The following is a 26887-nucleotide window of genomic DNA, read 5'->3' on the forward strand; positions in this document are numbered from 1 at the left end:
ACTGGTCCTACGGGAGCCACTGGTTCTACCGGAGTTACAGGTCCTACTGGAATTACAGGACCTACTGGAGCTACCGGAACAACTGGTTCTACAGGACCTACCGGAGTTACAGGACCTACGGGAGTTACAGGTCCTACGGGAGTTACAGGTCCTACGGGAGCTACTGGTCCTACGGGAGCCACTGGTTCTACCGGAGTTACAGGTCCTACTGGAATTACAGGACCTACTGGAGCTACCGGAACAACTGGTTCTACAGGACCTACCGGAGTTACAGGTCCTACGGGAGTTACAGGACCTACGGGAGCTACTGGTCCTACGGGAGTTACAGGACCTACCGGAGCTACAGGACCTACCGGAGCTACTGGCGCTACAGCAACAACTTCTACAAAGGCTATCCTTTTTGGTGGTACTAATGCGGGATTTCAGCGCATAGCAGGATCACCTGGTGCAGATTCACAAACGCTCCCTTATGTAACAGCAGGAGCTGGTAGTGTTGTTGCGTTTTCTGCTTCTATAAATGTAAATAACTTAGGTACAGGTGTATATTTGTTGCGAGTATGTGATAATGTACCTACTAATCTAGCTTCACCGGGTGCTGGTCAAATAGTCTCTACAATTACGCTTACACTTACAGCCAATATTACTGGAACTATAGTGTTTTCGATTAAACCAACTGATATTGGAGCACAACCTGTAAAGGTATTTAATCCTAATCCAGTGGTAGCCCCTGCAACAGTTACATGGACTAGTACAATACCTGGTAATCCAGTTGCAAGGACAGATGCTATCTCACTTTTTATAACTCCAGGAATTACTCAAAGTGCTGTATACTCTGTATTTATATCTACTGCAGTTTAAAAAAATTAATACTATATACATACAATACTAGTTTTGAAGGACTAATATTGTATACGAATTTATGGTAGAGCCCAAGGGATATAGGGCTCTTTTTTTATGGATTAAGACTGGGATTTTACATTTGATATATACTAATCAAATTATACTTAGTTAAATGCTATAATTTGTATAATAAAGGCTATTCTCATGTCCCCTTATAGCATCTGCAGAGATCTTTATTAACCGTATATACAACATTGCGCTCCATAACTTTAAACAATTTAAACTAAAAAATAAAAATAAATTCTTAAAGAGAGGAAAAAAGAAAGAATGGGAGTTAAACAATTACTGTCGGAGGCACAACGAAATGAATTAATGGATTTATCACGTTTAACAGAATGGGATTTGGTAACATTTCATACCTTTTCTAAACATGACTTACATTTAATCTTCAAGCATCGTAGAGGATATAATCGTTTAGGTTTCGCTCTTCAACTGGCATTAATTCGTTATCCTGGATGGGCTTTAACTGAGTATAACGATATTCCTATGTCAGTAATCAAGCATATCGCAAGACAGCTACAGATTCCTGCAGAAGAGTTTTCTAAATATGCCAATCGTAATAACACATTATGGGAGCATCTTAGTGAAATTCGTGAGGAGTATAATTTCACTAATTTTTCTTCTAGCCATGAAGAAAATCTGTTGAAACATCTCACACAACAAGCTATGGAAAACAGCAATTCACTTCATTTAATTGAAATAGCACTGTCCATGTTACGGAAATCAAAAGTTATTCTTCCTGCCATGTATGTAATTGAAAATATAGTTTGGGAAGCCAAACAGCAAGCAGATCAAAAAGTATACAGTATTTTGTATGATGACTTAACATCTGAGCAAAAGAAAAGAATAGATGCTTTACTTCTACCCACAAATAATGGAATTTCGCCATTGGCTTGGTTAAAACAACTTCCCTCTCAACCATCACCAGAGTCTTTCCTCAAGGTTGTGGAGCGATTTGAATATGTAAAAGATATAGGGCTTGTAGTTGATACGAGCAAGATTAATTCCAACCGCCTTCGGCAGCTTGCAAGATTAGGATCAAAATATGAACCATATGCCTTTAGAAGGTTTGATGAAGTGAGAAGATACAGTATTTTAGTTGCTTTTATGCTAGAAATTACACAAGATTTAATCGATTATGCAATTGAAATACACGACCGTATTATGATGAATCTTCAATTAAAAGGAAAAAAAGCACAAGATGAGATGCAAAAAGTAAATGGTAAAAAACTGAATGAAAAACTTGTACAATTTATCAAGATATGTGGAGCACTTATTGAAGCGAAAGAAGTAGGAAAAGATGCTTTTACAGCTCTAGATGACGTTATGCCGTGGGATAAAATGGTGGAATCGGTTGAGGAAGCCAAACAGTTATCAAGACCTATAAGCTATGATTATTTAGATTTGTTGGAGACTAGATATTCTTATATCAGGCGGTATGCGCCTACCCTATTAAGGGTCTTCCAGTTTGGATCAACTAAATCGGCAGAGCCAGTACTTCAAGCGCTTCATACTATACATGATTTAAACATAAACGGAAAGCGAAAAGTACCGATGAGTGCACCTTTGAATTTTGTATCAAATCGCTGGCAAAAACATGTGTATGACGACGAAGGGAATGTTAACCGACATTATTACGAACTTGCAGCATTAACAGAGTTGCGAAATTACATAAGATCAGGAGATGTATTTGTTTCAGGAAGTAGACAGCATAAGGCATTTGATGATTACTTAATATCTGAAGAGGATTGGAGAAACATAATAAATGCGGAAAATTACTTGGCAGTTCCTTTAACGGTCGAGGAGTACTTAACAGAAAGGATTACTTCGCTAAACCAACGTTTGGACTGGTTATCAAAAAATAGTGAAAAATTAGAAGGTGTTGATATCAGCCAAGGAAAGCTATATGTGGAGAGGTTAGATAAAGGGACTCCAGAAGAAGCAAAAGCATTTAGTATCCGTCTACATAATATGTTACCAAGAATAAAGCTCACAGATTTACTATTAGAAGTTTCCAGCTGGACTGGATTTCATGAGCAATTTATTCATGCTTCAACGAACAAATCTCCTGATAAAGAAGAGAAGAATGTAGTATTAGCAACTCTGATGGCAATGGGTACAAATATTGGTCTTACAAAAATGGCAGAGGCTACTCCTGGAATCTCTTATAGACAAATGGCAAACACTGCACAATGGAGAATGTATGATGATGCTATGGTTCGAGCTCAGTCTGTTCTAGTTAACTTTCAACACAGGCGACAATTAGCAACATATTGGGGAGACGGTAATACATCGTCTTCAGATGGAATGCGGGTACCTATTGGCGTTCGCTCTTTACATGCTGATTCAAACCCGCATTATGGAACAGGAAGAGGAGCAACTATCTATAGGTTTATAAGTGATCAATTTGCTTCCTTCTATTTAAAAGTAATTAATACAAATGCCCGAGATGCACTATACGTCCTTGACGGTTTACTTCATCATGAAACAGACCTCATGATTGAAGAACATTATACAGATACCGCCGGATATACAGATCAAGTTTTCGGATTAACACATCTTCTAGGCTTCCGCTTTGCACCACGTATTCGTGACTTAATGGATACAAAACTTTTTACTATTAACGGTGTGCAAGAATATCCAAATGTTCAGTCACTATTAAAAGGGAAAATTAATTTAAAGGTTATTCAAGAAAATTACAATGATGTTTTACGGTTAGCATACTCCGTAAGAACAGGTAAAGTATCTAGCTCACTTATAATGGGGAAACTTGGATCTTATGCAAGACAAAATAAATTAGCAACCGCCCTTGGTGAAATGGGTCGAATAGAAAAAACGATCTTTACCTTAGATTATATTTCGAGTAAATCAGTGAGGAGAAAAATACAAAAAGGCTTAAATAAAGGCGAAGCCACAAATGCCTTAGCCAGAGCTATATTTTTCGGAAAGAGCGGAGAGTTTAGAGAAAGAGCCCTCCAAGATCAATTGCAACGGGCCAGTGCACTTAATATTATTATTAATGCGATAAGTGTATGGAATACGGTCTATATGGAAAAAGCCGTAGAAGAATTAAAAGATACAGGCGAATTTCGAGAGGATTTAATGCCGTATATATGGCCTTTAGGTTGGGAACACATCAATTTCTTAGGTGAATATAAGTTTGAGGGATTACATGCAACAAGTTTACAATCCTTACGCCCTTTGAATATAAAAGAGCCGATTTACTCTTAACGGAGTAAAATACGGCTCTTTTTTCATATAAATTTGCTTAGCGTGGTTTTTTTCCGAAATGCTGGCTGTACCCCTAGAAGTGATTAAGTAATATTTTAAAACTCTATATTTTGTTTTTTTACAAACCAAAAAGCCTCCAATCTAACTTGGGGGCTTTTGCTGTACAAATATATTTATCTAAACTAAAGGATTGAACAAAGACATTTCATCTAATGTTTAATTTATGGACTCGTGAATGGAGACCAGGCAGGACTACTGTCCGGAGTCAGGTTAATAGTAAGGCGAGACTGGTTGGATCCGTCGGCATTCATCACATAGATCTCATTGTTTCCGTCCCGATTAGATGTAAAGGCAATCTTTTGTCCGTCCGGAGACCAGGTAGGTTCGCTATCACTATTTGGATTATTGGTAAGGGGGATCTGATTAGATCCATCGGCATTCATCACATAGATCTCTAAGTTTCCGTCCCGGACGGATGTAAAGGCAATCTTTTGTCCGTCTGGAGACCAGGCTGGTTGGGTGTCACCACCCGGACTATTGGTAATGTTAGTCTGGTTGGATCCATCGGCATCCATTACATAAATCTCATTGTTTCCGTCCCGAATGGATGTAAAGGCAATCTTTTGTCCATCTGGAGACCAGGTAGGTTCGCTATCACTATTTGGATTATTGGTAAGGGGGGTCTGGTTGGATCCGTCAGCATTCATCACATAGATATTAAAGTTTCCGTCCCGATTGGATGCAAAGGCAATCTTTTGTCCGTCCGGAGACCAGGTAGGCTGGATGTCACTAGCCAGATTATTGGTAAGGCGTATCTGGCTGGACCCATTGGCATTCATCACATAGATTTCTTCGTTTCCGTTCCGGTTGGATGTAAAGGCAATCTTTTGTCCGTCTGGAGACCAGGCTGGTTGGGTGTCACTATCCGGAATATTGGTAAGGCGGGTTTGGTTGGACCCATCAGGATTCATCACATAGATTTCTCGGTCTCCGTCCTGGTCGGATGCAAAGGCGATTTTGCTAATTAAAACCTTTTTAATAATTGAGCAGATCGTTTTGCAACAAATATTTATGTTGTTTACAGTACCAGAATTATCGGTCGTTTCTTTAAGCTGAATCACTCCCTCAGTTATCGATTCTAATGTGCCTGATTCAGGTCCACAAGCTGTTTTAACGGTTATAAAATCATTTAATTCTATATTAGCTAATAGATTGCTACATGAACATGAACATTCACTTTGAGGCCCAGTAACTCCTTGAGGCCCTGTAATTCCTTGTGGTCCCGGAATCCCTTGCACTCCTGTAGACCCCGTTGCCCCTGTTAGTCCCGGAATCCCTTGCACTCCTGTAGACCCCGTTGCCCCTGTTAGTCCTGGAATCCCTTGCACTCCTGTAGACCCCGTTGCCCCTGTTAGTCCTGGAACTCCTTGTGAACCTATCGGACCCGTTGGTCCAGTAATTCCTTGATCTCCTTGTGAACCTATCGGACCCGTTGGTCCAGTAATTCCTTGATCTCCTTGTGAACCTATCGGACCCGTTGGTCCAGTAATTCCTTGATCTCCTGGAATTGGAACAGGAAATGCGCAAGGCATATCACAAGGGTTGAAGTGTTTTCTATAATTGGAGGACATAAACAAACTCCTTTATCGATCATATTTATTACATATAATGCAAAGGCAACATTTTTTCTTGTATGTTTATCCCCGCTTATCCAATAAATAGTCAGAACGTACATTATATTCATAAAAAATTAACATGATACTCCACTACATAAATTGTAGTTATTAAGTCGGAGGAAGGCACCTTAGGGTGTCTTTTTTCGGTAATTATATTAATCATTTGTAATGCATTCAAAGAGTTTATGAGAAGCTTGCTGGACGTCAACAAGGGCGATTCGCTAAACAATGTTACGAGATAACAAGGACATACTATGATTTGATTTCATCATAAAATATTTAACAATTATTACCATCTAGAGCAAACGCTCTCTTTTTTTATTTCCTTTCGACAAAATATGACATTATTCAAATGATATATTTGCTATGATTAGCTCGGAAATCTTACATTTTACATAACTGGAGGAAACGTAATGTATAAAAAACTAGGTACGATTGCTTTAACTGGAGCACTTGCTTTTAGCTTAGCTGCATGTGGAGAAACAGAAGTTAAAGAAGTGAGCAAAAATGATGCCCCTAAACAAGAGGAGAAAAAAGATAAAAAAGCATCTACTGAAAACAAAGTTTATAAAATTGGGGATACAGTAGAAGTTAATGGTCTACAACTAACTTTCAGTTCAGCTAAATTCGTTGAACCTAACGAATACATCAAAGCTGAAAAAGGAAAAGTTCTAGAAATCGCGTTCAATGCTAAAAACAACGGTAAGAAAGATATATACTTCGGAACTTCTGAATTAAAAATCGCTGATGCTGAAGGCAACCAATTCAAAGAGTACTTTGGTGGAGAAAATACTTTTGTAAACGAAAATATCGCACCGGGTAATCAAATCACTAACAAAATGTTATTTGATGTTCCAGAAGGAGATAAATTCGTAGGTACATTCAAACCTACATTTACTTTTGATGAAAAATCAGTGAAATTTGAATTCGACGTGGCTAAATAAGGAGAAATTTAAATGAAAAGAACAGCTGAATTTGTATTAGGGCTTATTGGTGGGATTTTTGGTATTATTTGTGCGTTTGTTGCATTATTAATCGGTGGTATGGGAGCTGCTTTCGAAGCTGATGGTGCAAACACTGTTATTGGCTTAGGATGGGGAGCTGTTGCTCTATCTGTATTAGGAATCGTTGGATCTGTTATGGTAAGAAGTAAAGCGAAAGTAGGCGGTATTATGATGACCGTTGCTGCTATTGGTGGATTTGTTTGTATCTCTATCATTTACTTATTACCAGGAGTTTTATTATTAATCGGTGGATTAATGGGAATCTTCCGTAAAGATAAAGCTGCTGTATCTGCGTAACACGAGCACTCGAAAGAGTGCTTTTATTTTACTCTCAGACATAAATAAAATTAGGGGTGATATATGTGAAAAAGGGATTTATGGGGATATTATTGGCTACTACATGTCTTATATTAACTGGATGTTTCGCGGACATGAAAGTCGTAGAAGAAGATGCTGCAGGAAAATTACAAGACAGCAAGTTGTCACCGTATATTGAAGAAGCTAGTTACAAAGCAGGTGGCCAAAAGGAAGATCTAACTCCAGTAAACATTAATCTAATTGTAGACGAGGGATTCTCTAATTTAGAAACAATGGAAAAATACGAAGTAATACAAGATGCTATTACTAAACTTGATGGATTGTCAATTGAATGCGGGAATGACAATCGATGCGTTTACGACACTCTACATGTTACTTATAACGACGACAAATACAAAATGAATGTTTATGATAAAGAATTAGTTATTAACGATAACGAAAAATACACTAGGTCAGATTATAATTTTGATATGAATAAAGTAAATAAAAAAGAAGAAACTGTTAATGCTACTACGAATTATGACTCAGCTCCTTTGTCACCTAATGGACAATATGCAAGTAACGGAATAAGCTATACGGTTATATTCGATTTTATGAAACAACAATATAACATCCTTACAAATAATGATGAAAATTACATCCCTGAAGTACATGATCCTCAAGTTGCTGAAATAGCTGCTAAACGTTTTGGAATTACAGCTGAAGAAGCTGGATCCATTTATGAGAAGGTACAAATGGATGCTTTCAACTAAAATATAGATTTGAACAACATTTCTCAATGTGTAAAGTAACTTAACATGGTAAAATAATATTTGGATGAGGGTCCGATACATATTATTAAAATTAAAGTGGTTCAAGTCGGAGGAAGGCACCTTAGGGTGTCTTTTCTTTAATAATACAAAAAAAGACGCATATAGCGCCTCTATGTTTTTAAAATATATCACCTATGTCGCTGTTCCACATACCTTCACGACAATTAATCCAACTATTCTCATTTAAAACTACTTTACGGTAACCTCGTAAAGAAACAGCATAAGTTCCGTCATACAAATCTTCAATGTTAATAATTTCATGAAGACCATCATATTCTCCAGAAGGCATCAATTGTACAATATCACCTTCACTTAATTCACTAATACTTGGTCTTGATAAAACTGGACTATGTTCCCCTTGTCTTACAAAAATCCTAAGTTGTTCATTACAATCAGGACAATCCCAAATTTTCTCCCTAGAATCCTCATCCCCATAAGTATTCAGATCAATTTTTTTCCATTCTTTTTTGCATTTAAAACACGCTATTAATTCATCTGAAAAATGAAACTTCAAATTTATTGCCATAATCCCACATCCCCTAAATTTAATTAATACATATATATTTTACATTTTAAATATGACAGGTACTAGTAGTATTTTAAACAAAAAAATAACAAGCTCTTATTATTGTATTTACCATAAAACTTCAATAAAATTTCACGTACTATATCTAATTGGTAAAACCAAATTCCACAATAAGGCATATTCTAACCTTATCCCAAACATAATAAAAACCCCCTAAATAGGAGGTTTTTATTAACTACTTATTAGGATTTAAATTATTCGACTTAATTCCATCTGGATTACTACGCATATACCCCTCTACGTAAGTCCCATCACTTCTGTAATAACCTTTTACACTATGTACCCCAGGATTATTATTGCGATCATTCGGATGTTCCGGAACTTGATCTTCTTCATATCTTTTATATTCTTCACAAGTAGTACAAGTATAATCATTTTTATCATCATAATATGTAAACCATTTATAAATACCAAAACCCGCTAATATAAATAAGCCAGTACAAATACCTAAAGTCACTAAAATCCCTAATGCTGATACTTTATCCCTCACAGTTTTATAAGTTAATAATTTTTTAAATAACCTAATAAAAAAAGGACCTAAATAACCTATCGCAAAAATACAAACAAGCCACACCCAAATTTCCATGTAAACAGTCCCTTCAAAATAACTAAGCACAAACACATAACTTCATAATAGCACAGTTAATAATTAAAACTCATTCTACCATTCATCCCCTTATCCTCTAGCCAAGTAAGTTATAATTCCCTTATTTATTCCTCTATCTTAATAAGTAGTTCCTTCTAAAGCTTAAACAATCTCATGTTTTTTTTGTTTTTCTTCGTAATTAATCTTGACTGAAGGTTTTGAGGGTTTTTATCATGTGGGAACGATTAAGGAACACGGCTGGAAGGCAGATTTATCCCCTACTTTGAAAGACTACAAAAAAGCAATCGATCAAAATAGATGGATAAGCGTCTTGTTTTCGCCATGCGGTCACTTATAAGGTATCCGTATGTATAGACCCTGTTCACTCAGCGATCTTCACCGCATACATCCTTTTTCTATGGCTTGTCCTTGTAATATCGTCCCTACACGACAAACTGAATGTACTCCCTAACACCGTAATGCTAACGATAACCATCCGAACCTTTTAGAGAATCGTCCCTGGGCAAGTTCTCGCCCTCCCTCACCAGAAGAACAGGATTCCAGTGAGGGGTGCTGTTTTTGTAGGCGTATACTTTGTACCCCCTGCACGACCAACAGCTAGCCACGCCGTAACACGTTCCCGCTAAATGTATGGCAGCACGGAATTACGGCTTATCAGTTTTTATTTACGTGGTATCAGGCAATTCCACGCGAACAAAAAACAAAAAGGCATCTCTAATACCTAAATCGTCTGTACATTCACAAGACTTCTAGGTTTAGAGATGCCCGTTATATATCTTTTGGACTATTAAATAATCAAAACTAGTATTTACTAGTTGATATTTATCCAAACAATGATAAAATGGGTATATCAAAGAAGCCTCGTGAAAAGGCATAGTTGTTTAAGGTTAGTGGTGGTACACTCCTTAAACGTTAACACTGTGGGTTAATACAGTTCATTTCTAGCCAAGTGGTGGTACACTAGCTAGAGCAAGTCATTCCCGCTAAAGGTTGGTAGCCGTTAGCATATGGGAGTGGCTTTTTGTTTTGTGTTCATATTCAATTGTTTTTAATTTATCTCGTTCAATCTTCATGATCTTCGTTTATGTAAAATATCAAATTGTGTTTTGTTTTGTAGAATGTTTCTTGTTGTTTATTACGTTACAACAAGCATTACCCTTTGTAAACAGCGAATTTGCGCACTTTACGAATAATATCCCTATTTCCCTATTTCCCTATTTCTACTTATAGATATAGGGATATTTCCCCTTTTCCCTATATCTATATTTCCCTATTTTCTTTGTTTTTGTGTCTACTATCTTCTCTACGAAATTACATATTTATTTCTTAACTCTCTATATTTCAGACATCAAAAAAATCTTTTGATACCAACGTTTTTTGTTATTAATTACTAACACTACGATTCTATTGCATAACCCAAATATCATTGTTATAATTTCTTTAAAGATATAGAAATATCCCTATTTCTATAGTTAGAAATATCCCTATTTCCCTATTTCTATTTTTCCCTATTTCTATAAAGGGATATAGGGAAATTTCAAAAACTATAACTGGAGTGTTAAAAAAAATGGCTATTACAATTACGGTAGGTAATTACAAAGGTGGAGTCGGTAAAACCACAAATGCTGTATTGAACTCTTATGAATTTGCTAAAAAGGGCAAGCGCACATTACTTGTTGACCTTGATCCGCAAAGTAACGCAACAAAGTCTTTAATGTTAACAAAATCCATTCTTAACCCTGATGAAATTGTTACAGTAGAAAAAACATTAATGAAGGGAATACAAGAGGGGAACCTAGACGGATTAGAAGTAGAAATTATGGAGAATTTACATTTACTTCCTTCTTACGTTGATTTCCAGGATTTCGCAAAATTCCTTTATAAAAATTGTTCTTCGGAAGCTGAAGAAGATCATTACTTTAAGGGATTGCTTGAAAAGATAAAACATAAATACGACTACATATTTATCGATGTCCCTCCAATGTCACTAGAAGTTACAAAGAACGCCGTTGTAGCTTCTGATTATGTTCTAATTGCTTTGCAAACTCAAGAACGTTCTCTAACTGGTGCTGAGAATTATGTTAATGAACTTATTAAGCTAAAAGAGCAATATGATCTTGATATTGAAGTAGTTGGTGTTCTTCCTGTCCTATTAAAAAACAACGGTAAGGTTGACGAATATATCATGGAAAATGCTCGTGAAATTTTCGGTGAGGAAAACCTATTCAAAAACATCGTCCCTCAAATGGAACGTATTAAACGATTTGATGTGAATGGTATTACTGAAAAAGATAGACATGATATGAATGTAATTGAACTATACGAAACGATTAGTGATGAATTGTTATCTCGTATTGATATGTTCGAAAAAATGAAGGTTGGTGTGTAAAATGGCGAGAACTCCTGGTTTGTTAGGTAGAAAGAAAAGTAACTTTGAACCTACTGAGCCTTATGTACCAGAGCAAGGACAAGCTGTAGTGGAAAATACTGAAGTACCAGCTGCTCCTTCTCAACCTAAGACCGAAGAAAAACAAGTAACTCGAAAAGAAAAAAGAAACGAAAAAACTGAATCAAAAAAGAAATTTAAAAATCAGCAAGGCAGCATTAAAATTTCTAATCAATCCAAAGAAGAACTTGAAGTATTAATGAAACTTACAAACACAAAATTCGCTTATGAAATCATCGATTTACTTATAGATCGCTATGTAGAAAATGAGCTAACGCCTGAACAAAAAAGGAAATTCAAACTGTTAACAGAGATTTAAAAATATAGAAATATCCCTTTATAGAAATAGGGATATTTCTATATTTTCGTCTTCCTCTCTATATAACAAGCAAAATAGTTTTATCAGTTTAAGATCAAAAAACTAAATAGGAGTGGTACCTGTGGAAAATAAGAGTAATTCTTTTGTAGTGACTTTGACGCCTATTACCGAAAGTTCAGATTTAACTATTCAAAGCGATCATACTGACATGGAAAAGGGCAAGCAAGACCGAACTTTACCAGAAGAGGACAAGCTCTTTGAAAAACCTAAGAGAAAACTTACTACGAAAGAGTTACCAAAATCTTTCCGTGTCTCATTAGAAACACATACAGCAATTTCAACACTTGCCACAATTGAAGATATGAAAATTTATGAAGTTATAAATATGTTAATCGAAGAAAAAGTTGCTGCATTACCTGAACCAAAACAACAGCTAGTAAAAAACGCTGTAAAACAGGTGCTTGAAGTGAAGAAGAGTCGAGAATAGGAATGAAGTTATACTTTATTCCTATCTAAATAAACTCATTTATAAAAAAGGAATGGCATCTTCGGAAAATAAAAGTAAACCTTTTGCAGTAACTGCGATGCCTATTTCCGAACGTTAAAATTCAACCATTCAAAACGATTACACTAACACGGAAAAGGAAATACATAAAACAGCAGCACCCCATGTGACTGCGAAACATATGAGGGAATAATAATGCGTAAAACAATTAAGGTTCAAAGAATGATTAATAGTAATGGCAGAACTAAAATGAAAACAGACTTCACGTTGAGAGCACCGAATCTGCCGAGATTTACTAAGAGAAGAAATAGGCGTTCAAACGTGCCACTAGATGATTCTGCAGCGATGGTAATATGGATTGCTTCGGGTTTCGCTTTCCTATCTTTTACAGTGATGTTACATTACCATGATTTCTGGGCAACTGTGTTCGGTGCTATTTTCTTATTGCACTTAATACCATTTTTAACTGTCTATCCAAAAAATCTTACAGCTTATGGCAAGTTGTTAATGAAGAACTTAAAGTCTAAATTAGACCTAAAACAAACTATAGTAAGCGTACTGGTAACGTTAGTATCTATCATTATATTACTTCGTTTCGTGATGTGGTTTCAAATTAAAGCATGGTATATAGAATATACATTAGGAATTTCATCACCATTCTTAATAATCGCACCTCCATTCGCACTATTCATTGTTGTTGCCTTTATTAAGAACAGGTACACAAAAGACATTGCGAACTCTATACTATTTTTAATTGTAATAAGTAATATCTTATTCTATTTGATTAGCATTACAAAGAACATACTCCATCCTATGTCGCTCTCATTTACTACACTTATGTTTGGAATTCCATTCTTAACTTGTGTAATTCCATTGGTATTTTTCATCTTCGCTCTCGTAGTTGTAGCCTTGGACAAAAGGAAGGAAAAATATAAAAGTATCACCTGAAACACTTAATAAAATAAAAACCATTTGCACAATGAAAGACATGGGAAATTATGAGCTTATTGATGAAATATTAGATTACTACATTTCTAATAAATTGAATGCACATGAGCAAAACATCCTAAATGACATAGTTTCTGATAAAAAATAAGCCCTACATATGTAGGGCCTTCTTCATATTACTCTACTCACCAAAACTTCCACCACGGCTTCTTCTCTTTCGCTGCTGCAACCTCATCCCGAAATTCCTGCATCATTCTCTTCGTCTCTTGCATCTCACGTAATGTCTTCATAAGCGTTTCATCCCGCGCTTCCAATCGTTTTTCCACTCGTTCATTATGCGCTTCTACACTTGCTTTGATTTCTTTGTTGTTTTGCTTCGCCTGGTCACTCAATCGCTTCTCCATCGCTAGCATGCTCTGATTCATTTCTTGCGCCATAACGCTGTACTGTTCCTGTAATTGCTGTTTAATGTGGAATGGCACTAAATCCGTTTCCTCGACTTCTTCTTGAATTAGATCCGGATTAACTTTTTCTATTTGCTGCGCAATCATCTTCGCTGCCTTTTCTAGCGTCATACCGTCATGCTTGCTGAGTTCAATTAATCTCTCAATAACCATAATGTCGCCTTCTGAATATTCCCGTCGGCCGCGCTTGTCCTTCTTTACAGTAAATCCCTCTCGTTGTAACACTTCCATGTACTTTCTGAGTGTACTATCGGATATTCCTAGTCGTTTGTATACTTCACTAGCGGAATAAACAATCTCGTCCGTCATAGCGTCACAACACCTCCTAGTGAGAGTATTCCATGATGTTTAAGATTTTCCTGCAAAGAAAAATCCCTATTTGTACAAGGATTAAAACTAATTGTTATTACATTTGTAGAAACGATGATGAGCTAGAAGTACTTATAACCCACTGAGATAATATGGAAGTCAATACTAACTTTACAAATTAATTTATGCTATATTCACATTTATAAGTGGGCCATATTAGTATTACATCATTAATAAAAAGAGGTGTTTACGTGAAGGTTAGTAAATTAAAAGTTATTTGTTTATGCTTGATTTTGTCTACTGTGATTATGGGATGTACAGAGACACAAGATACTTCCACAAAAGAGACGGTTTCTAAGGAAAAGAATAAGAATGATGAGGCAAAAGAGCGTTCCAGTTCGAAGGTAAATGCCGTTCCTAACATCGATGAGAAATGTGCAGATGTATACAGTAAAGAAGAGTGCGAGCAGTTTGCGGCGTATACACAGTCGGATGCGGGTAAGCAAGAGGCGCAGGTATCTAAAGAAAAACCTGTACAACAAGAAGGTAAATTTTCAGGTAGGGAAGTGTACGAGAAGATGTACTGGGTATTAGAGCAATGGGGGAGCGGAAAAATATACCCTGCTCAGTATAAAGAAGGTATGGTACGGAAAAGACAAGATGGGCTATACTACATCAATTCTACGTACGAAATCCGTGGAACGGTGGGAGGGGATGGTGTATATCCATATGAAATGTTAGTGAGTGATACATTTGACCTTAAAGATGCGTACCTCCCGGGGACATACGGAAAGTATTCCCGACCAATGCAGTATGATGCAATAAACGAGTACAACAGGAAGTTAAAGGAACAGGAAGCGATTCGAAAAGCACAGGAAACACCGGAGGATAGGGAACGTCAGCGACAAGAGGAAGAAGAAAAAGAGAAAAAACGCAAAGAGGTCAATGAAAGTATCTATGGGAAAGATGCCGTAGAAGGTAAGGAGATTGACATGGATAAGAAGTCGTTTGGAGAATAATAAGCCGGAGGAGTTCATATGTGGGATAAGATTTTAGATGCTCTTACTACTGCAGCAGTAAGAAGCCCTATTGGGAAACCACCTACGACAACAAGGAGATCTAGAGGTACAGTTGAAATGGCACTTGATATTGGTAGAGAGATTGAGGCTAAACGATATGCCGAGAGGAATCCAGGGAATCAAGAGCCATTACCAGGTGCGTTTGTGTACTGTATGTTAGGTGTTGTGGTGGAGCATTCGGGTATTTATATTGGCGGGGGTAACGTGGTACATCTGAATGGACGGGGGGAAGTAGAGGTTGTAACGGTTGCTAGTTTTACAGACCATTTCACAACAATAAACCGAGATATCTTTATACCTATGGATGCAGGGGATAAAGTTATTGGTAGTAGTGAAACTTTGGTGAGATCGCTTAGTATGGTGGGGAAGGAAAGAGATTATAATATATTTCTAGATAATTGCCATCAATTTTCTGCGGGTTGTATTACAGGTGATTACGAGAGTGCAAACAACTTTTTGACCTGGGTTAAAAACGAGTTCAATAAAGAAGTGGGAAGGAGTTGCCGTTGGGGGCGTTGGGATTGGAAATCTAGCCCTTTTAGGAATATGGATGAAGGTGTTATTTACCTATAAATATGTAATAGGGTAATAAGCATACAGCAAGATAGCGCATATTATTAAGTCAAATATACGAAGAAATGGTAAAAAAACTTTCAGAGAATAAATTAAAAAAAGCCGCCCAATTAAGGACGGCTCTTGTTTTACTTGTCAAATCTTACATAGTCATCTAAAATCCATTGACTACCATCAACGTTATACAAACCATCGTTATATCCCTTGATTGCTTCGCGTTGTAACACTTCCACGGACTTTCTAAGGGTGCTATCACTTATTCCTAGTGTTTATATACTTTACTAGCGAAATAAACAATTTCGTCCGTCATAACGTTACAACACCTCCTAGTGACAGTATTCCATGATAGTTAGGATTTTCCTGCAAAGAAAAAAGCTCTTGTTTTTTCAAAGAGCTTTTTTACGTGATATGAAAATAAATCATATTAATTTAACAGCATCTACTACATTAAGGGGTATATAATTTCCTTCTAACATAGGTTTAGTAATCATTTCTCTTTCGCGACAATTACGGATTCTTTACATAAGACTTTCTTTACTTGCTTGCAGACTTTAACATTTCTAATATCTTTTTATTATCAATTTCAATATTACCATCAAATGGCGTTAAATTTGAATATTTACCTAAATTAATCTCTTTAACCATTGGTATATTAGGGGTCACTATACATGTCCATCAACTTAAGAAAACTCACTACCCCCAAGTGTAAAAAACGTTATCCTTTCTAATCTAGCTTATTTAGAAAGAATAACGTTCCTTTGGGAGTGATTGGCATGTATGGTGACCCCTAAAATACCATTCTGTTAGGAATATATGCGTTTTACTGGTTTTCATTTTATCTTTGCACCAGAACCCTCCTTATAACCAAAAACGAATTAAGGTAAAATTAAAAGGCATGAGCCCGGTAAGCAATACCGAACTCATGCCCTAACAGTTGCCTAATGAAATAACCTGTCTAGCTTTATGGGGTCAGTTCACTTTAATGCTGTCTTATCAACTTCGTCTTCTTCAACTTACCTTTCCTTTCTAAAGTTATTCCATATTTAACTTCTTTCAGTCCATCTTCAGACCTTACAATAACATCTAACTTCTCTGAATTATTTACAGTATAAACTACAGATGATGATGCATTATTAGTTGCATCTACAGTTATTTCTGGTAATTCTTTATTAGCAGCTAATTTAATTGTGTAGTTGTATTTATCAGCTGCAAAACCTTCTAAACCTTTCCCATTAACTTTTATATCATTTACAACAAAATCTGAATTTTGTTTTTCCCTCTCTTCAAAAGCTTTTATTTCTTTTATTCCTAAAGATTTACCACTTGTAGATTTCATCTTTATTCTTAATACCTTTGTCTTTACCATATCAAATTTATATTTATTTGGAGTTGTTGATGATGTTACATCCGGATTCGCAACTAAATTTGTTACAGTTGCCCAATTTTTATCATCATTTAATGGGTTTTCACTATCGCTCAATACTTGTCCCGGATTGCTTGGTAAAATAAGATCTTTACCAATATAGTATTGGATTTCAAAATTACTTGGAATATTACATCCCAAATCCTCATAGAAACTAATTTGTAAATTATTTATATATTTTTCTTCTGGTACTCCAGTTCCAAATATAATTCCAACCCAATCACTATCTCTAGACGTACTTTGCCAGTTTGTCCACCTTGTATCATCCTTATTATCATTTATATGTTTTACACTATCATTTGGAACTTCATTGGTAAATGAAGCTATTGCCATAGGTAAACTAAATCCATTCTTAAAACCGGCAATATTATCCCCTTGCACAGTTTCATTAGTTACTCTGATACTTGCAGTTACAGCTTTATCTGTTCCGTTTACTATTCCATTTATAACAAAAATTCCAACTTTACTTAATAACTCTTTATCATAATCTTTCCAAGTAACAGGAAGATCAACTATTGTTCCATCTGTATAGTAAGCCTTTACCGTTTGTGGAAGATTTGGCTCTACCTTTACATTCGTTGCCATTGAAATATTTTGTAATGCTGATAATCCTTTTACAACAACGCTTGCCTTCACTTTTAAAGCTTGTCCCTCAACAGTTCCTTCCACTTCAAATACTCCATACTTATTATATAATTCTTCTTTTACTTCACCCCAAGTAACTTTTACCTCTCTAGGTAATCCAGTATCATAGATCGCCTTTACCTTTTCTGGTAATATTGGTGCAACTCCCTTATCAGTTTCTATATTTACTTTTTCATAAGAAGTAATAGTCTTTTGGGTAGTATTCTTTCCAATATTTATTACGATATCGTTAGTAGTAACAGTCTTACCTCTATAAGTTACCTCTGCATGTAAAGTTACTGTTCCTTCTTTATAAGCATATAACTTACCATTTTCTATTTTAGCTTCTCCTGTATTATCTGAAGATAAATTATATTTTATTTGTAGCTGATCTGATCCAATTAAAGAATCATCTTCTAGTTTACCCTCTACTTTAACATTAACAATATCATCTTCAATTATATCCTTCTTAGCTAATTCTATTGTTGCTGAAGTTAATTGTGGCTCACCTTCTGAAAAATTAACGATATAATTATTAATTGTTCCGTCTGCTGCTATTACAATAATAGTAGCGATACTATCAGCATGTAACGCCGGAACTACAAATACACTTGCATTATCCTTAGCAGTAGCTGTAACTACTGGCACTTTTGATCCATATGGTAGATTCATTCTGTATTCATTACTATTTTCATTAAAGTTTTCAACAGCTACACCATCTACTTTAATATCACTTAGTAGTGCTGTTCCTACCTTTTCTACTACATCAGAATAAACATAGAATTCAGTAAGCCCAACTGCTTTATTAGCTGCCGTATCTTCCTTTAATAAAGCTCTTATTTTTGTTGTGTTTACTTCATCAAAAGTAATTTTTTCTATACCTTCTGCTGAGAATCCTTTTGTTTTACTTTGATTAGAAACTCCAATCCACTCACTACCATTCCAATATTCAACTAAAATCTCGCTTGGAATAGCAACTCCAGAATCACTATATAATGAAATCCCTATTTTATTTATAGACTGCTCTTTATCGAATTCAATACCAACATAATCATCATAATTTTCTCCAGGTTTACCCCAGTTTGTCCATCTATTTTTTGGATTGTTCCCCTTAGAAACCACGCCATCATTTATATCATTTATACTATCCCATCCCGTAGTATATGAACCAAATGCCTTTGGATAAGCTTTCCCTTCATTTAATGCCATATTTACTTCTTTAAAATGATCAGATACAACTACGATAACTTTAGCAGTTAAGCTTTCTACTCCTGCAATCTTGCCTTCTATTGTAATCGTTTTAGGGGAATTAACATCCTCTGCTGTTAACTCTCTCTCCCAATTTACTGGGTACTTTTCTATACTTCCGTCATTGCTTACGACTGATACTTCTTTTGGAAGCTTAGCTTGTTTGCCAACAGGTATTAACATCCTAGCATCTAATACAGCAATAACGTTCTTAACAATTACTTTTATATTTACTGAACTATCACTACCTGCTACCTTTCCTTTAACTGTAAATATCCCAGGAGTTTTTACAGCATCCGCTGGAACTGCATCCCAAGTAACATCTACTTCTTTTTTAGTTGCGTTTGAATAAAGTGCTGTTACTTTCTCTGGAAGTTTTAGTTCCCCATTAATAGGTACGATGACATCGTTTACATCATATCCTACTATTTTATCTTCACTTAACTCTTCTTTTGGAACAGTATATACTGTTATATTATCCGAAGAAATGCCTTGACTTGTTGCAGTCAATGTAAATGAGCCTGCATTTTTTGTTGATTGAACGATAACTAAAGCCTTACCATTAAACGCTTTTCTCTTATTATCTTTATATCTCTCAACACTTGCAGCATTACCATTGTCTACTCCTACAATCTTACCATTACCTTTCACGTCAAAATTGATTAAGTTATCAGCATTTGGTACTAAAGTTCCATTTTCATCAGTTACATCTACTGTTATAAATGATAAATCATATCCATCTGCAGTTATAACTTGCCTATCTGCACTTACATCAATCTTTTTAGCATCCTTAGCAGTTTTAACTACATCTCTCGCCACTTCTTTACCATTTCCGTCCTTTGCAACAGCAGTTAATTTACCTGGTTTATACGGAACTCTAAATTCTAAGTGAAGTTTACCATCCTTAGTCTCTTTATATGTTCCATTGTAACCTGCATTTGTAACTTCATATCCTTTACTTTCTACTAAGTTACCTAAATCAGTACTTGTTACATCTTCATTAAAATATAAGTCCACAGAATTAGTATTTGTATAGGCATATAATAATATCTTATCTCCGTCAACCTTTATGCTATCATTATTTTCCCAATTCCAGTGTGGTAATAAATGAACCATTGGCTTATCTGACCATTGACTTTGATAGAAATAAAAAATATCTTTCTCAAATCCAGCTGTATCTATAGCACCAAAATATGAAGATTTTGATGGGAATTTATCGTATGGTGCTGGCTCTCCTATATAATCAAAACCTGTCCAAATATATTGACCTAATACAAACTTTCTATCTCTATCTATCTTCCATGATGATTCTGCTGTTTTACCCCAAGGAACATAATCATTATCATAAGAAGATTGTTGCAAATCTGAATGATGATCCCATACGTTTGTTTGTTCAGGATGGGCATAGGCCCCCCTACTTCTTAGTGCTGAGGATGTTTCTGATCCATAAATAATCCATTCTGGATATTTTTTATGAAAGAAATCATAATAATCCTCACCATAATTAAATCCAGCTGCATCAACCTTATCAACTGCCTTCTCATGTTCACCTTCACCCAATTGGAATAATGACTCCCCATAAGTAGTTGGTCTTGTATTATCTATCTCTTTAACCCAATTATCGAGTTTTTTGGCAGTTTCCTGTCCTTTTTCTTGATTACTTACCCATACTTCATTCCCTACTGACCACATTATTATACTCGGTGCATTTTTCCCTCTATTAACCATTCGCTTAAGATCATACTCTGCCCAGGTCATATCTCCATGAATAGATTTTTGTTCAAAAAACCTTGCATAATCATAGGTTTTCTTTGCTAAATACCATCCATCAAAAGATTCTTCTACAAGTAAAATCCCCTCTTCATTACAAATATCTATTAAGTGTTGAGATGCAGGATTATGAGTAACCCTTATAGAATTTACTCCCATATCTTTTAACTTTTTCACTTGTCTTCTTATTGATGTTTTATTATCAACAGCACCTAAAGCTCCTTGATCATGATGCATACTAACGCCTTTAAGCTTCATTTGCTTCCCATTTAAGAAAAAGCCATCGTTAGGTGTCATATTAAACCATCTCATACCAAAATCTGTTTTATACTCATCCACTATTTTATTATCAATTATTACAGTAGTAGCTACCTTATATAAATATGGATTTTCAGTTCCCCAAAGTGTTGGATGTTCAACAGCTACATCTGCATTAAATTTCTTAGTAGCACTTGCACTAACTACTTCAGTAGTTATGTTTTCCGCTACGCTATTTCCTTTCGCATCTAATATAACTGATTTAACACTTACCTCTTTATCTGTAGATTCCTCATTCATAATGTCTGTTTTAATATTAACTTTAGCTCTACCTTGTTTGTATTCGTTTTCTAAATCTGGTGTAGTTACATAAGTACCATACTCTGCAACATGAACTTTTTCAGTCACGGTAAGGTTTACATCTCTATATATACCACTACCTGAATACCATCTACTACTTGGCTGCTGATTTGTCGCCTTTACAGCTATAACGTTTTCCGTAACACCATCACATACTACATCATTTGTAATATCAAATGAAAATGGAGTAAATCCAGAAGGATTGTTACCAATCTGCTTGCCATTCACATAAACATAACTATCCATGTATACTCCACCGAAGTTAATGCTTATTTTCTTTCCTTCCATCTCCTTAGGAAGTACAAAGCTCTTTCTATACCAACCAGTTCCTCCATCTAGATATCCACCTTCATGGCGTGCTGGAGAATCTTTATTAAAATCTAACTCTATGCTCCAATCATGAGGTAACGTTAACTTTCTCCATTCACTATCATTAAAATCTTTTTCTTTCGCTCCTGCTACATCTCCTAAATTGAATTTCCAATCATCGTTAAATGATACCGTTCTTTGTGATTCATTATTTGTAGTACTAACTATTTCACTCTTATCTTTTGCTATAGTCTCTGCCGATGTTGTTATCCCTAAAGAAGTTGTACATACTACTGTAGCTATAGCTAAGCTTAATATCTTATTAAACTTCATACCTTTAGTTCCATTCATTTTCATTCTCCTTTTCTGTAATTTTTCCCTCAACTTAATTTTAATAATAGAGAGAAAGCGGTTACATGATTGAACATAAAAAACCTAACGAACTACATGAATCTCCTTCTTATAATCCCCCCCTGAAAGAATATTCTAACAATAAAAAAACTGTCTGTTTTATGTCATTTTGTGACTTTAATTTAACCTTTTGTTGCATTTTTTCCCTTCTTTATGGCGTCCCGCCCACATTTTAACGAAAATATACTTTAAGCAAATTTCGACATAAAATGAGCCGAATTTTCTACTCTAAGAAAAATCCGGCTCTTATTTTTAGGCTTGTTGTAAAGGACGAAGAGATTCTAACGTTGTAGTATCTTTCATATTAAATCGGTACTCACCTAAAAAGTTGATATGCTCCCATCCTAGTGGTGAGATATGTTTTAATAGTTCTTCGTTAAACCCATGCGTACTTCTTAACATCTCTACAGCCTTACTTAAATATACGGTGTTCCATATAATGATGGCATTAATGAGAATACTTAATACACTTGCTCGTTGCAATTGGTCTTGGAGAGCACGTTCACGGAATTCTCCGTGTTTCCCAAAAAATATTGCTCTTGCTAGTGAATTCATTGCTTCCCCTTTGTTTAACCCTCGTTGAACTTTTCTACGTAACGTTTTATCTGAAAGATAATCTAAAATAAAGATAGTCTTTTCAATTCTACCCATTTCTCTTAATGCCTTTGCTACTTTATTCTGGCGAGTATAAGAACCTAACTTGCCCATAATTAGTGCACCGGACACTTTTCCTTCTCGAATTGAATGGGCTATACGTAAAACGTCATCATAATTTTCATAGATCAATTTCATATTCACTTGTCCCCGTATAAGACCTTCTATATTTGAAAAATCTTTAGGTGAACCAATTGTATACAATTTAGAACTCGATAAGTCCCTTAATCGGGGTGCAAAACGGAATCCTAACAGGTGAGTTAAGCCAAATACTTGGTCAGTATAGCCGGCTGTATCCGTATAATGCTCTTCAATCATTAAATCAGATTCATGATGAAGTAACCCATCAATCACATGTATAGCATCTCTTGCATTCGTGTTAATAACTTTTGTGTAAAAGGAAGAAAATTGATCACTTACGAATCTATATATAGTCGCTCCTTTACCAGATCCATAATGTGGATTCGAGCTAGCACTCAAAGAGGATACCCCAATTTGAACCCGCATTCCGTCCGATGATGAAGTAGTACCGTCACCCCAGTAAGAAGCCAAGGGTAGCCGATGTTGAAAATTAACCAATATTGCTTGTGCACGATTTAATGCATCATCGTACATACGCCACTGACTTGCATTAGCTAACTGATGATAAGAGATATTTGGTGTAGCCTCTGCCATTTTCGTAAGTCCAATATTTGTTCCCATAGCCATAAGTGAAGCAAGAGAAATAATGATTTCTTCCCCTTTAGGTGGTTTGTTTGTGGATGCATGAATAAATTGTTGCTCGAAGCCTGTCCAGTTCGCTACTTCTAGAAGTAGGTCTGTAAGCTTAACCCGAGGTAACATGTGATAGAGTTTAGCACTTAGTTGTTTGGCTTCCTCTGGAGTATCCTTTTCCAAACGCTGGAGGTGTAGGTTTCCCTTGTCAATATCAACTCCATCTAATGAGTGAGCATTGTTAGAGAATGTTTCAATTCGCTTTAATAGAGTTTGTGTTCGTTCCGCTATATACTCATCGGCATGTGTAGCAACTGCTAAGCGTGTTCCAATTTCTTTACTATCAATCCAATCTTGAGATGGTACTAAGTATTCATCAAAATCTTTATGCTGCCGGCTTCCCACAATAGAAATATCTCCAGAACGTACATAATTCCGTAGTTCGGTAAATGCAGCTAATTCATAGAAATGTCGATTAATGTTTCCATCTTCGTCGTATATATGTTTTTGCCATCTGTTTGAAACAAAAGCTAATGGGGCCCCTTGTGATACTTTACGTTTTCCTGAGTCATTTAGTTCACGGATGACGTCTAAAGCGTTTAATACAGACTTAGCATAATTTGTAGATTGAAATTCTAAGGCTCTAAGTAATGTAGGAGTATATTTTCGTAGGTAATTGTATCGGCTTTCTAATAAATCAAGATAATCATAATTTATAGGTCGAGACAGTTGTTTAGCTTCCTCTACAGAAGCTACAAATTTATCCCAGGGCATGACTGTTTCTAATACCACAAAAGGATTCACATTTTCTTTTTTAGCTTTAATTAATGCAGTTCCTAAGTCTGCATAATGAAGAATTTTTTTATTTAGCGCTTTTCCGTTTTTTTTATGGATTTCCTCTTGCTGCTTTCTTCCCTTTAATTGAAGATTCATCATTTGTTTATCATGAATCTCAAAAGCTTGATCAATTAAATCCTGAGTTAAATCGAATAGATAAGCCACCAATATGGCATACTTTTTTATCTCTTTAAACCTTCGAAATGAGAAAGCTTCATAGCGTGCTCCCATTCGAGATAGTTGTCGTAGTCGATTAGGATGTATCCCTTTTGTATTAATGTTTAACTGTAGTCCTTTTATGTATTCTAAGCGCTCAATAACCTTTAAAAAAGATTCTGGTGAAAATTGACCAGGTACTTCTTTTAACCAAGCTAAATAAGTTTTTGAAGAGTTAGGCATGAAATGGAGCAACCCGCTTAGTTTTTCCTTTTGTGAAAAGGTTAAAGATGATGTTAGCATCTTAAATATGCTTTTCTCTGCTCGTTTACGTGTTTCCCATATTGCTCGTTCTATAATTGCCATCGAAGGAAGTATAATCTTCCAAGTACGGAGTTCTTGCAATGCTATTTCAATGAGATATGTTGTATTTCCATTATTTAATGCATGTGGTTGAAGAAATTTAGATAACTTTCGATAGTCAGCAATTGTAAAGTTACGAAAACCGTATTCTTTTCGAATCTCTTCTATGTGTTCATATCGTGTAGCGTCTCGTTGAGCATAGAGTCCCCAATCTTCTGTATTTACACCAATTTGTGTAGCTACAAACTCTAAAACGACATTCGGAATATCTCCTACATCAGATAAGGGCCATCCTGAATATCGTAAAACACTTAATTGAATAGCAAAACCTAGACGATTATAATCCCTCCGATGGCGATTAATGATTTTGATATCATGCTGACTGAAAGAAAAGTATGTACTTAATATCCATTCGCTTATATCAGAGGGGATTTGCATATATTGCTTTCGCTCTTCTGCTGTAAGAAGTCCTCTTACTCTCACATACATTAGAATTCATCCCCCTTGTATTTATTATTTCGCTTTCTGCAGATATCGATACAATGTAGCTCTTGAAACACCTAAGGTGTTACATATATCTTCAGTAGAATAATTTGGATCCTTCATTAAAGATTTTGCCATAGAAACCTGTGTTGTATCCATCGCTTTAGGTCTTCCACCCAGACGACCACGTGCACGAGCGGCTGACAATCCAGCTTGTGTACGTTCTTGAATCATTTCTCGCTCAAATTCAGCTAATGCTCCGAATACGTGAAAAATGAGTTTCCCTCCACTTGTAGAAGTATCCATATTTTCCTGAAGACTTCGAAAGGCAATTCCTTCTTCATTTAATATATTGATGGTTTCAATAAGGTGCTTGAGGGAACGACCCAAGCGATCTAATTTCCAAACTACTAATGTATCGCCCTCGCGTACGTAATCAAGAGCTTCATCTAATCCAGAGCGCGATGAGGTAGATCCACTTACTACATCAGTAAAAATCCGTTTGCACCCAGCTTGTATAAGAGCATCTTTCTGTAAATCCAAATTTTGATCATGTGTGGATACACGAGCGTAGCCAATTAACAAATTATCACCCCCATATTCTTTTGTATTGTCTCATAACTCATAAGATAAAGGAATAATGAGATTTTGATTTTAAGACAAGTTTTGAGACTGGAAATATAGCATTCTTTTAACATCGAATAGAACAAATCAAAAAGTCTCAAAAACGGAGGTTTCTGAGACTTTTTGATTTATTATCTGCTGTTCCATAAACAATGTTTTAGATAATAAAATAAAGTACTAAGCTTTCGATATGAAAGCTTACATCCCTGAATCATAATTTTTATAGAAGTGAAAACGGAAGCCCCAAAGTAGCAACTTTATAATAAATAAAAATTACTCTTTATGTTTTGTTAGACCTTCTGATAAACATTCGATCATCTTTTTCATCATCTTCGAAAAAGTCGGTTCTCCAATCTCTTGACGATGTAATGGAATAAGTATGGCTGTTCGAAAAAGGCCAATAAGTACTTCGGGATCATCTTCTGTAACACCTTTTTTCTGTAAAAACTTCACAAACTCTAAAGAACTATTTAAATCTTCCTTTGCATGTTTATCTAGAAGTTCCTTAGGAAGTCTTTTCACAATTCGATCATATTCACCTCTTTGATAAAGACTTTGTAAAAATGGGTTTTGTTCTATAGTTTTAAAAGATAATTCAAAGAAACGAATTAAAAGTTCTTTTGGCGGTAGAGACTCACACATAATTTCTGAAATAATTGTACTTTTTACTTCTTCCTCTTTTCGCAATACTGCGTAAAACAACTCTTCTTTTGATGAATAATATGAATAAAAAGAACCCTTTGCGATTCCACATGCATTTACTATGTCATCAATACTAGTTTTAGAGAATCCATATTGAATAAACAGCTCTTTACTCTTAACGAGAAGATTTTCATGTATCTGTTTTCTCTGCTCAGATGAAATTCTTGCCATAAT

18 protein-coding genes and 1 pseudogene are annotated in these 26887 nt (G+C 35.6%); 11 read left to right on the plus strand and 8 right to left on the minus strand.

Annotated features, from left to right (window positions below; genetic code table 11):
* Together ACTFNE_RS25540 and ACTFNE_RS25545 are read left to right on the plus strand one after the other, a co-directional pair.
* Positions 1 to 858, plus strand: a pseudogene (locus tag ACTFNE_RS25540) (collagen-like triple helix repeat-containing protein); the annotation flags it as partial.
* Between the two features lie 309 nt (positions 859 to 1167).
* The gene (locus ACTFNE_RS25545) at positions 1168 to 4131 is read left to right on the plus strand and encodes a Tn3 family transposase (protein ID WP_000538373.1); all 2964 of its coding nucleotides are present in this window, start codon (positions 1168 to 1170) and stop codon (positions 4129 to 4131) included.
* A gap of 221 nt (positions 4132 to 4352) precedes the next feature.
* Here the strand turns inward: ACTFNE_RS25545 and ACTFNE_RS25550 are convergent, their stop codons facing one another.
* Positions 4353 to 5762, minus strand: coding sequence for a DUF5050 domain-containing protein (locus tag ACTFNE_RS25550; protein WP_439998450.1), 1410 nt, complete (start codon positions 5760 to 5762; stop codon positions 4353 to 4355).
* A gap of 458 nt (positions 5763 to 6220) precedes the next feature.
* Between ACTFNE_RS25550 and ACTFNE_RS25555 the strand changes: the two genes are divergently transcribed.
* The 3 genes from ACTFNE_RS25555 (at position 6221) to ACTFNE_RS25565 (ending at position 7881) form a co-directional block, all read left to right on the plus strand.
* A complete protein-coding gene (locus ACTFNE_RS25555) occupies positions 6221 to 6751 on the plus strand; it encodes a DUF4352 domain-containing protein (RefSeq protein ID WP_439998452.1) in 531 nt (176 codons plus the stop codon).
* A gap of 12 nt (positions 6752 to 6763) precedes the next feature.
* The gene (locus ACTFNE_RS25560) at positions 6764 to 7108 is read left to right on the plus strand and encodes a DUF4064 domain-containing protein (protein WP_439998454.1); all 345 of its coding nucleotides are present in this window, start codon (positions 6764 to 6766) and stop codon (positions 7106 to 7108) included.
* A gap of 80 nt (positions 7109 to 7188) precedes the next feature.
* Positions 7189 to 7881: a hypothetical protein gene (locus ACTFNE_RS25565; RefSeq protein ID WP_439998456.1), complete on the plus strand. Its 693-nt coding sequence runs from the start codon at positions 7189 to 7191 to the stop codon at positions 7879 to 7881.
* Between the two features lie 178 nt (positions 7882 to 8059).
* Here ACTFNE_RS25565 and ACTFNE_RS25570 read toward each other — a convergent pair whose 3' ends face one another.
* On the minus strand, positions 8060 to 8467 hold the full coding sequence (locus ACTFNE_RS25570; protein ID WP_439998457.1) for a hypothetical protein: 408 nt from the start codon (positions 8465 to 8467) through the stop codon (positions 8060 to 8062).
* Between the two features lie 235 nt (positions 8468 to 8702).
* A complete protein-coding gene (locus ACTFNE_RS25575; RefSeq protein WP_439998459.1) occupies positions 8703 to 9113 on the minus strand; it encodes a hypothetical protein in 411 nt (136 codons plus the stop codon).
* Positions 9114 to 10701: 1588 nt separating this feature from the next.
* On the opposite strand from ACTFNE_RS25575, the gene ACTFNE_RS25580 reads away from it, so the two are divergent.
* The 4 genes from ACTFNE_RS25580 (at position 10702) to ACTFNE_RS25595 (ending at position 13352) form a co-directional block, all read left to right on the plus strand.
* Positions 10702 to 11523 (plus strand): ParA family protein, encoded by an 822-nt coding sequence (locus ACTFNE_RS25580; RefSeq protein WP_098009690.1) that lies wholly within the window; start codon positions 10702 to 10704, stop codon positions 11521 to 11523.
* Position 11524: 1 nt separating this feature from the next.
* Positions 11525 to 11899 carry a hypothetical protein gene (locus tag ACTFNE_RS25585; RefSeq protein ID WP_439998461.1) on the plus strand — a complete coding sequence of 125 codons (375 nt, stop codon included), beginning with the start codon at positions 11525 to 11527 and terminating at the stop codon, positions 11897 to 11899.
* A 187-nt stretch (positions 11900 to 12086) separates the two neighbouring features.
* Positions 12087 to 12386, plus strand: coding sequence for a hypothetical protein (locus tag ACTFNE_RS25590; RefSeq protein ID WP_439998556.1), 300 nt, complete (start codon positions 12087 to 12089; stop codon positions 12384 to 12386).
* 213 nt (positions 12387 to 12599) lie between these two features.
* Entirely contained in the window at positions 12600 to 13352 is a 753-nt protein-coding gene (locus ACTFNE_RS25595) for a hypothetical protein (RefSeq protein WP_087995132.1), read from the plus strand.
* 185 nt (positions 13353 to 13537) lie between these two features.
* Here the strand turns inward: ACTFNE_RS25595 and ACTFNE_RS25600 are convergent, their stop codons facing one another.
* A complete protein-coding gene (locus tag ACTFNE_RS25600) occupies positions 13538 to 14125 on the minus strand; it encodes a DUF3967 domain-containing protein (RefSeq protein ID WP_439998463.1) in 588 nt (195 codons plus the stop codon).
* Positions 14126 to 14376: 251 nt separating this feature from the next.
* On the opposite strand from ACTFNE_RS25600, the gene ACTFNE_RS25605 reads away from it, so the two are divergent.
* Complete coding sequence (locus tag ACTFNE_RS25605; protein ID WP_439998465.1) at positions 14377 to 15144, plus strand: hypothetical protein; 768 nt, start codon at positions 14377 to 14379, stop codon at positions 15142 to 15144.
* A gap of 18 nt (positions 15145 to 15162) precedes the next feature.
* Entirely contained in the window at positions 15163 to 15777 is a 615-nt protein-coding gene (locus ACTFNE_RS25610) for a lecithin retinol acyltransferase family protein (protein WP_439998467.1), read from the plus strand.
* Between the two features lie 979 nt (positions 15778 to 16756).
* Here the strand turns inward: ACTFNE_RS25610 and ACTFNE_RS25615 are convergent.
* The 4 genes from ACTFNE_RS25615 to ACTFNE_RS25630 all read right to left on the minus strand — a co-directional run bounded on the left by ACTFNE_RS25615 (position 16757) and on the right by ACTFNE_RS25630 (position 26884).
* Complete coding sequence (locus ACTFNE_RS25615) at positions 16757 to 22120, minus strand: Ig-like domain-containing protein (RefSeq protein ID WP_439998468.1); 5364 nt, start codon at positions 22118 to 22120, stop codon at positions 16757 to 16759.
* A gap of 312 nt (positions 22121 to 22432) precedes the next feature.
* Positions 22433 to 25393, minus strand: coding sequence for a Tn3 family transposase (locus ACTFNE_RS25620; protein ID WP_439998470.1), 2961 nt, complete (start codon positions 25391 to 25393; stop codon positions 22433 to 22435).
* Between the two features lie 24 nt (positions 25394 to 25417).
* Positions 25418 to 25972: a recombinase family protein gene (locus tag ACTFNE_RS25625; RefSeq protein WP_439998472.1), complete on the minus strand. Its 555-nt coding sequence runs from the start codon at positions 25970 to 25972 to the stop codon at positions 25418 to 25420.
* 312 nt (positions 25973 to 26284) lie between these two features.
* The gene (locus tag ACTFNE_RS25630; protein ID WP_439998474.1) at positions 26285 to 26884 is read right to left on the minus strand and encodes a TetR/AcrR family transcriptional regulator; all 600 of its coding nucleotides are present in this window, start codon (positions 26882 to 26884) and stop codon (positions 26285 to 26287) included.
* Positions 26885 to 26887: the final 3 nt, after the last annotated feature.

Source organism: Bacillus cereus group sp. MYBKT111-2 (assembly GCF_051915205.1).
GTDB classification, from domain to species: domain Bacteria; phylum Bacillota; class Bacilli; order Bacillales; family Bacillaceae_G; genus Bacillus_A; species Bacillus_A paranthracis.

Bases quoted from the DNA above. Each gene is read 5' to 3' on its own strand.
- ACTFNE_RS25620 (WP_439998470.1), bottom strand. From the start codon at position 25,393: ATGTATGTGAGAGTAAGAGGACTTCTTACAGCAGAAGAGCGAAAGCAA.
- ACTFNE_RS25630 (WP_439998474.1), bottom strand. From the start codon at position 26,884: ATGGCAAGAATTTCATCTGAGCAGAGAAAACAGATACATGAAAATCTT.
- ACTFNE_RS25580 (WP_098009690.1), top strand. From the start codon at position 10,702: ATGGCTATTACAATTACGGTAGGTAATTACAAAGGTGGAGTCGGTAAA.
- ACTFNE_RS25550 (WP_439998450.1), bottom strand. From the start codon at position 5,762: ATGTCCTCCAATTATAGAAAACACTTCAACCCTTGTGATATGCCTTGC.
- ACTFNE_RS25555 (WP_439998452.1), top strand. From the start codon at position 6,221: ATGTATAAAAAACTAGGTACGATTGCTTTAACTGGAGCACTTGCTTTT.
- ACTFNE_RS25545 (WP_000538373.1), top strand. From the start codon at position 1,168: ATGGGAGTTAAACAATTACTGTCGGAGGCACAACGAAATGAATTAATG.
- ACTFNE_RS25565 (WP_439998456.1), top strand. From the start codon at position 7,189: ATGGGGATATTATTGGCTACTACATGTCTTATATTAACTGGATGTTTC.
- ACTFNE_RS25615 (WP_439998468.1), bottom strand. From the start codon at position 22,120: ATGAATGGAACTAAAGGTATGAAGTTTAATAAGATATTAAGCTTAGCT.
- ACTFNE_RS25560 (WP_439998454.1), top strand. From the start codon at position 6,764: ATGAAAAGAACAGCTGAATTTGTATTAGGGCTTATTGGTGGGATTTTT.
- ACTFNE_RS25600 (WP_439998463.1), bottom strand. From the start codon at position 14,125: ATGACGGACGAGATTGTTTATTCCGCTAGTGAAGTATACAAACGACTA.
- ACTFNE_RS25595 (WP_087995132.1), top strand. From the start codon at position 12,600: ATGCGTAAAACAATTAAGGTTCAAAGAATGATTAATAGTAATGGCAGA.
- ACTFNE_RS25610 (WP_439998467.1), top strand. From the start codon at position 15,163: ATGTGGGATAAGATTTTAGATGCTCTTACTACTGCAGCAGTAAGAAGC.
- ACTFNE_RS25570 (WP_439998457.1), bottom strand. From the start codon at position 8,467: ATGGCAATAAATTTGAAGTTTCATTTTTCAGATGAATTAATAGCGTGT.
- ACTFNE_RS25585 (WP_439998461.1), top strand. From the start codon at position 11,525: ATGGCGAGAACTCCTGGTTTGTTAGGTAGAAAGAAAAGTAACTTTGAA.
- ACTFNE_RS25575 (WP_439998459.1), bottom strand. From the start codon at position 9,113: ATGGAAATTTGGGTGTGGCTTGTTTGTATTTTTGCGATAGGTTATTTA.